Raw genomic sequence first — 6,801 nt, 5'->3', positions numbered from 1 at the left:
TTCATTTCAATTACCCGTAAATCCAATTACAAGGGTTATGAAATCCTGCGAATAAGAGAGCATTCGAGAGTTAATCGTATTAAACTGAGGGAGTTAAATAAGAGAGATGGAAGATCAATCCACCTCTCTAACAAATTAATTACTGTAACCAAAGTTTAAACAATCCTTCTGTTACACCTAGGTTGTACATGTAAAATACCCCAAACACTAGACTAATGCACCCAGTTATTTGAGTAAGTGTTTTGTTCAGACTTATTTTCTTTGCGCTGAATACAAATGGAAGTCCAATAATAGTAGTAAAGAAGAGCATTCCAATAACCGTTCCTACACCAAATACAAGAATATAAATAGCCGATTCCCAAACGCTATTTACGGTACTCATAGTTAATAGAACCATAGCTCCACTTCCAGCAAGTCCGTGAACCAAGCCAATTAGCATTGATTTAATATATGAAACCTCTTTGTGTTGATGTTTATGCTCATGTAGACCACTATGTTTATGGGAATGAACATTTTTATGTTCTTCTCCATCATGGTTATCATTATGCACATGAATATTTTTAAAAGAAAGAATGGTAACACCGAGATAAACGAGCATAATACCTACTAAAAACTCTAATGACATAGCCCATTTTTCTGGTATTTCACCTTTCATAAGGATAAGAATAATTCCCATAATAAATAATGTAGCAGTATGACCTATTCCCCAGAATACTCCTGCTAAAGAAGATCGAAATAATTTTTTACTTTGACTCGCAATGGTGGACACAGCGATCACATGGTCAGGCTCAATTGCGTGCTTAATACCAAGCACAAATCCTAAAGCTAGAACTGATAATAAACCTAACTCCATTAATTTTCCTCCTTAAATAATAAATTGATAATTAAATATAGCCCAAACAATTAAAAATAGAACGAAAGGTGCTATATAGCACTTAATAAATAGATAATAGCACTATTAGTTTGTTTGGTAAACAAATTAAAGTGTGAGATAAATTCTAGGAACCAAGTCAGAGTTCAAAAAACTCCTTCTTATACTACTGGAGTTTTACATATTGATCCAGCAGCTACTCCAGCCAGCTTTTTAACTAAAATGGCAGGTTAATTCAATAAAAAATGTTAAAATATACTTTACCCTGTACTATGGTACAGGGTTTATAATTTGTATGAGGTGAATTTCGTTATGTATCGGATTAGTGAGCTTGCTGAAAAGTGTGGTATCAACAAAGAAACAATAAGATATTACGAAAGAGTAGGTTTGCTTAAAAATCCTCCTCGAACGAATGCTGGTTATAGGATGTATACAGAAGAAAGTGTCAATCGTATAAAATTTATCAAAAGGATTCAGGAACTGGGATTTACCTTAGCAGAAATTTCTAAATTACTCGGAGTTGTAGATAAGGACGATGAACGATGCAATGATATGTATAACTTTGTTGTCGATAAAATTGTAGAAGTACAAACGAGAATTATGGATTTAAAAAGAATTGAACAAATGCTGTTAAATTTAAAGGAATGTTGCCCAGACAATAAAGCTTTATACGAATGCCCCATTATTGAAACGCTAATGATTGAAGTGAAATAAATAATAGAAATGAGGTTTTAATATGGTCATACAATCTAATATGTCTCCAAAAGCAATAGTCGAAGTGTGGGAAAAAGCAGCCCCTATTTTTGTGAAATTTAATGTACCATTAATAGATAATACATTAGAAAGCATTATTGATTCTGAGATTCTTCCTAATCTTCTAATTGAATTAAATGCTACTGTTGGAAGTTCAACTGCTACTTGTGTAGAAGGTGGCTGACAAATGCCGACTAAAAAGGGGTAGGTTACTCCTTAATAATGAACATTATCATAGGAGGGTTATTTGTGGATTATTGTACAAAAATGAGAGAAACAATAGGGAATTCTCCATTGATAATAGTACGACCAAGTGTAGCTATTATTAATAAAAAAGGAGAGATTTTATTAAGTAGATGTCCAGGTGCAACTTGGGGGATTCCTGGTGGAATATTGCAATTAAATGAGTCAGTGGAAGACTGTATTAAAAGAAATGTACAAGAAGACATAGGGATACATATTAATAATTTAAAATTATTTGGTGTTTATTCTGGTGAGGAATTAAATACAAAGCCAGAGTACGGTGAAAATGAATATCACACCGTTGCAATAGGATATTTATGTACTGACTTTGATGGAGTAGTTACACCTGATGAGAATCAAGCCATTGAAGCTAAATTTTTCAAATTAGACCAATTACCTGAAGAAACTGACCCTTTTATTGAGAAAAAGTTAGTTGAATTAAAAGGTCAGCTTGAAATAGGATAAAAGTTGGTAAAGCCCTTATTGAGCTAACGGGTGCTTGAGTTAAAGAAGAAAAAGCTGCTTTTGCAGCTTTTTTTCTTGTTCCACTAACGGAGCAGGTTAGTTGAAAAAGGAATACAAACTTTTTTGTTTAATTATTGTCCTTAGAATCGGTTTTTCAGGAGTTGGTTGAATGGAGAATTCAAGTAAAATAGACTTTGGTTATTTTATCGGACAAGTTGTAACAGATGTAAATACCGAGGAAAATCAGCCTTTGGGTATTATTTTCGAAAAAGGATGGTTAATGGTCGAATGCCCGTGGAGAATTCGGAAAGGTAAAGAAATTATATTAGGTGAAACAGATTGTATTTCCGAACCAAAAAAATTCTCACATAAAAATGTAAAAAAACTACTCGTTTCTAAGAGGATATTAAACATTTCATTTTATGAACAGCTAATATTTATTATCGAATTTGAAGGTAATCTGACCTTTGAATTATTTCACGCTAGTAGCTACTTCGAAGGATGGACATTACAAGGGGACGACGGATTTGACGTATTTACATTACCTGGAGGGGAAGTCTGTTATTAAGCTAACGGGTGCAAGAGTTTAAGATCGGTGCTGTTATTTTGGCAGCTTTTCTTTTTTACTAACAGTACAGTTTTGTTTAACAAGACTGTCACTTATTAATCCACTATACAAAGATTTTTGGAAGAAGGGATTGGAATGGTTAATCGTGCAATGAACATTATTGTTAAAGACTATGATGAAAATTGGGTTCAATTATTCAAAACAGAAGAAAAAATAATTCGTGAAATTTTCAAAGACGAAATCGTTGAAATTCATCATATAGGCAGTACAGCTGTACCAGGATTAAAAGCAAAACCAATCATTGACATTATGCCAATAGTTAAAAATATTGAAATAATTAATACGTTTAATGCAAAGATGATTGAAATAGGTTATGAGCCTCTTGGGGAGTTAGGGATAAAAGGAAGAAGATATTTCCGTAAAGGTGGAGAAAATAGGACACACCAAATACATATTTTTCAATTTGATAATGCCTTTGAAATTGAACGTCATTTAGCTGTTCGTGATTATCTAAAATCACATAAAAAAGACGTAATTGAATATGGAAAGTTGAAGGAACAACTTGCTAATGAGTTCCCTAAAGATATTGAAGGATATAGCAGTGGTAAAGATGATTTTGTTAAAAACTTGGAACGAAGAGCAATTGAGTGGAGGGCAAAAAAATAAGAGGTAATCTTCTATTTTTCTACATCAACGGTTGTGATCTTTAAGATACAGGTTGCCTTCTTTTCTTATTTCAAAAACAAGATTGTGAAATATCGTACTTAAACTATCGGGTGCTTATGTTAAATATGGGATGGCTGCGGCGATCCCGTTTTCTTATTGTGCTAACGGAGCAGGTTAGCACAAGAAGGATATTTTTTTACTAATCTTGAATACTTAATAAAAGTGCTGATTTTTTGGGGGAATGTTATGATTGATAATCGACGTTTAAAAGAGTTTGAACACGAAATAGATGAGGCTTTGCAAGGAATCTCTGATACATCAATCTTACTGAATTTCCAACAAGCTATCATCAGTTTGTATCCCCACTTAATACCAATATATGCTTTCGCCTACGACTCCTGGGATGATATTGTAATGCCGTTATTTTATGAGATGGTTTACAATACTTTTGCTTTTAAATACGGGATTGATATTAATTTGAATGAAACCCATACGTATATGTTTACTTTAAGATGCTATAAAGGGATAAATCATATTGAATGCATTCCGAAACATCATACGATCAAAGCTCTGGTAAACTGTGAGTGGATTGAGATGGATAAAAACGACTTGGATGAAAAAGTGTTTGTTTTTAAATCATTTGGTGATGGGGAACATTTTTTAACTGGTGGATTGGATATTGAGGAGGCTTACAATGTAAGGTTTAACCTTGTTGAGGTCGATATTGTTTCTACATTAACTGGTTATCCTTCTAAGACAAGTGTATTTATTCATAAAGACGATTTAGACTTTGAGTTTGTAGCTGAAACATATGACAAGGATATACAAAGATAATTTCTTGTTGAACTAACGGGTACAAGAGTTTAAGATTGGAGCTGTCATTTAGGCAGCTTTTTCTTCTTCAACTAACGGACAGTTTAGTTGAACAAGAATTGATGATAAAATAGTTTATAAAAGCTTTTTTTAGGAGGAAATATGGCTTCTTTTTTGAAAGGGAATACAACAAGTTTTATATTTGATAAGAATGACAATGAAAAGTTGTTCAAACTAATCTTTGAAAAGGATTTAGTTTTATATAAACACACTGTTGATGCCATTTCTCAACAAATTCCAATTAATAATCTAGAAATTTTTGATAAAGATGACCTTCATTATTTTATTGTACCTAAATCTGAAACTCACTTCGTTAAGTGGAGAACTATAAAATTAAGAAATGGTCAAGAAAACTTCCCATTCGACAATCTAAATTCAAGGGCAATTCAATTGAGTTTATCACAACAGTCACCCAACAGGATTGGTACTGGTAGAATTGCTATCACAACTGAATGGCAGGATGATAAAGGGAATATTCACCCAGCAACTTTTGAAAAAGATGCATATAGAATATTACAAGGTTTTATTCGAAAACTTTCAGTTGGAAAAATAGGGGGCATTTTTATAGGTGAAGAAGCTTTTAAATTATGGGAAAATAATCAAATAGAACTGTGCCAATTTTTACAGGGGAACTTAACTTATAAAAAAGATGAGTTTAAGAAAAAAGGTAAAAAGTGATAATAATTACTTTTGACAGTCGTGAAAAAATGCAAGAGAGAAGCTGTCAATTTGGCAACTTCTCTTTTTGCACTAAAGGGACGGCATTCCTGTAATAAAGGCTAAGTTTGTGAACAAATGTACTTAAAGTAACGGGTGCAAGAGTTGAAGATCTGAGCTGTCATCGTGGCAGCTCTTTCTTGTTGAACTAACGAAGCAGGTAAGTTACAGAAGGAATTGGTTTAATCAACAAAGAATATATACCTAAGATTAAACATTTTGGATATAAATATCTGGAGGTGTAAAATGTTGTGAAAAAGTTTACTTTATTTGTTCTGTCTTTTTTTTTATCTCTTTTACTAAATGGTTGCCAACAGTTATTGGCTGAAGATAAACCAAAAGAAAAACATCATAACAACAATTTGAATGAGGTACAAAGTATTGAAACATTAGATGTCAGGGAGTCTGTTTGGAACCGACTTACAGAAGAGCAAAAAAATCATATCCAAGGAACTTGGAAAGATGCAAGTGTTTATCAAAGAGTCCTTCGAGAGAATATGGGAACTAATTTGGACAAAACATTTATTGACAAAGAAGTTTACATTATTGACTATCCTTCAAATGATAATCCGACATTAGGTGGAATAATAGTTTATGCAGATATAAAATCACATCAATTGATTGGATATGGACTTAGGGACTAAACAAGCAGGTTCGCTTATTTTATATTTCAATCTCTATATCTTCTTCAACTAACGGGTGCTTTAGTTGAAGAGGAAATGAGTCAATATTTTGTTGGCTTTTTTATTTTCAATTAATGTCGCATTTGTATTTACGACTCTCTATAAGTGCTTATAAATATTGATTTATCAGTACTTGTGTCAATACAAGGCTTACGGAAGAAAAGATGAACATAAGTGTGTATTAATTAACACTCATGTGTATTGATATTTCCCAGAATTATCAGACAATTTTTTCCAAAGAGGACAAACCTTGGAGGGGATAAAGTTGGTGAAAGAGAGGGTAAATATCACCGTTGATCCGAAGGTGCTTGATGAATTTGTCGGCTTGCCGGGAAGAAGGGAATTAAGTTTTCGACCTGGGTACAAGTCAAAATGGAAGAATTTATCGAGGAAGAAAAGATGATTGAAGAATATCGGCAACAAAAAAAGCGCTCAGACTAAGAGTGCTTTTTTGTTAAAGAAATATGCTATTTTTTGTTCTCCTGCATATAGCTCAATTTATTGTTTTGAGATATAATTATGCAGCTAAAAACAGTAGTAGCAATTAATCCAAGGAGCGAAAAGAAAACATGTATCGCAAAGTAATTATCGGAGCGCATGATAAACCTCCCATAACTTGATAGTCGTAGTATTTGATTATTAATTAAAATTATTCTTGATATCCTACAGTTTAATACCTAGTAAAAGATTTTTTGCAGTTGATATATCAATACTTATGTACAATCAATGGGATTGGAAGAAAGAGTGACGATAATGAGTTGTGAAAAAGAGGTGTAAAAATAAGCCATCTTATTACGCTTACGAAAGTCGCTAGCTATAAAGGAAAGCTGTCAAAAAGGATATTTCTTCTTCAACTAACGAAGCAGGTTAGCATTCCTGTAGATCGTTAAATATCAGGTTTGAAAAAAATAGAGCCCCTCAGTAAGATACGAGTATAGAGTCCAATCTAACTCAGAGTCTTA

Annotated in this window: 10 protein-coding genes; 9 read left to right on the top strand and 1 reads right to left on the bottom strand. The window is 32.8% G+C overall.

Features of this window, described 5'->3' with window-relative positions; genetic code table 11:
• Positions 1–139 precede the first annotated feature (139 nt).
• Positions 140–853, bottom strand: a complete 714-nt coding sequence (locus ACIQAA_RS32200; RefSeq protein ID WP_402627943.1) for a HoxN/HupN/NixA family nickel/cobalt transporter — start codon at positions 851–853, stop codon at positions 140–142.
• A 330-nt stretch (positions 854–1,183) separates the two neighbouring features.
• On the opposite strand from ACIQAA_RS32200, the gene merR reads away from it, so the two are divergent.
• The 9 genes from merR to ACIQAA_RS32155 all read left to right on the top strand — a co-directional run bounded on the left by merR (position 1,184) and on the right by ACIQAA_RS32155 (position 6,242).
• A complete protein-coding gene (merR, locus tag ACIQAA_RS32195; protein ID WP_402627940.1) occupies positions 1,184–1,585 on the top strand; it encodes a mercury resistance transcriptional regulator MerR in 402 nt (133 codons plus the stop codon).
• Positions 1,586–1,607: 22 nt separating this feature from the next.
• Positions 1,608–1,808, top strand: coding sequence for a hypothetical protein (locus tag ACIQAA_RS32190; protein WP_402627937.1), 201 nt, complete (start codon positions 1,608–1,610; stop codon positions 1,806–1,808).
• A gap of 65 nt (positions 1,809–1,873) precedes the next feature.
• Entirely contained in the window at positions 1,874–2,332 is a 459-nt protein-coding gene (locus tag ACIQAA_RS32185; RefSeq protein ID WP_402627934.1) for an NUDIX domain-containing protein, read from the top strand.
• Positions 2,333–2,501: 169 nt separating this feature from the next.
• The gene (locus ACIQAA_RS32180) at positions 2,502–2,900 is read left to right on the top strand and encodes a hypothetical protein (RefSeq protein WP_402627932.1); all 399 of its coding nucleotides are present in this window, start codon (positions 2,502–2,504) and stop codon (positions 2,898–2,900) included.
• A gap of 135 nt (positions 2,901–3,035) precedes the next feature.
• On the top strand, positions 3,036–3,566 hold the full coding sequence (locus ACIQAA_RS32175) for a GrpB family protein (RefSeq protein ID WP_402627929.1): 531 nt from the start codon (positions 3,036–3,038) through the stop codon (positions 3,564–3,566).
• A 246-nt stretch (positions 3,567–3,812) separates the two neighbouring features.
• Complete coding sequence (locus tag ACIQAA_RS32170) at positions 3,813–4,400, top strand: hypothetical protein (RefSeq protein WP_402627926.1); 588 nt, start codon at positions 3,813–3,815, stop codon at positions 4,398–4,400.
• Positions 4,401–4,541: 141 nt separating this feature from the next.
• Positions 4,542–5,117 (top strand): hypothetical protein, encoded by a 576-nt coding sequence (locus ACIQAA_RS32165; protein ID WP_402627923.1) that lies wholly within the window; start codon positions 4,542–4,544, stop codon positions 5,115–5,117.
• Positions 5,118–5,407: 290 nt separating this feature from the next.
• A complete protein-coding gene (locus ACIQAA_RS32160) occupies positions 5,408–5,800 on the top strand; it encodes a type 2 periplasmic-binding domain-containing protein (RefSeq protein WP_402627920.1) in 393 nt (130 codons plus the stop codon).
• A gap of 304 nt (positions 5,801–6,104) precedes the next feature.
• Positions 6,105–6,242 carry a hypothetical protein gene (locus tag ACIQAA_RS32155; RefSeq protein ID WP_402627917.1) on the top strand — a complete coding sequence of 46 codons (138 nt, stop codon included), beginning with the start codon at positions 6,105–6,107 and terminating at the stop codon, positions 6,240–6,242.
• Positions 6,243–6,801: the final 559 nt, after the last annotated feature.

The organism is Neobacillus sp. NPDC093182 (assembly GCF_044754045.1).
Note: the sequence above shows the minus strand (reverse complement) of the source record. Positions and strands in the feature narration are given on the sequence as shown.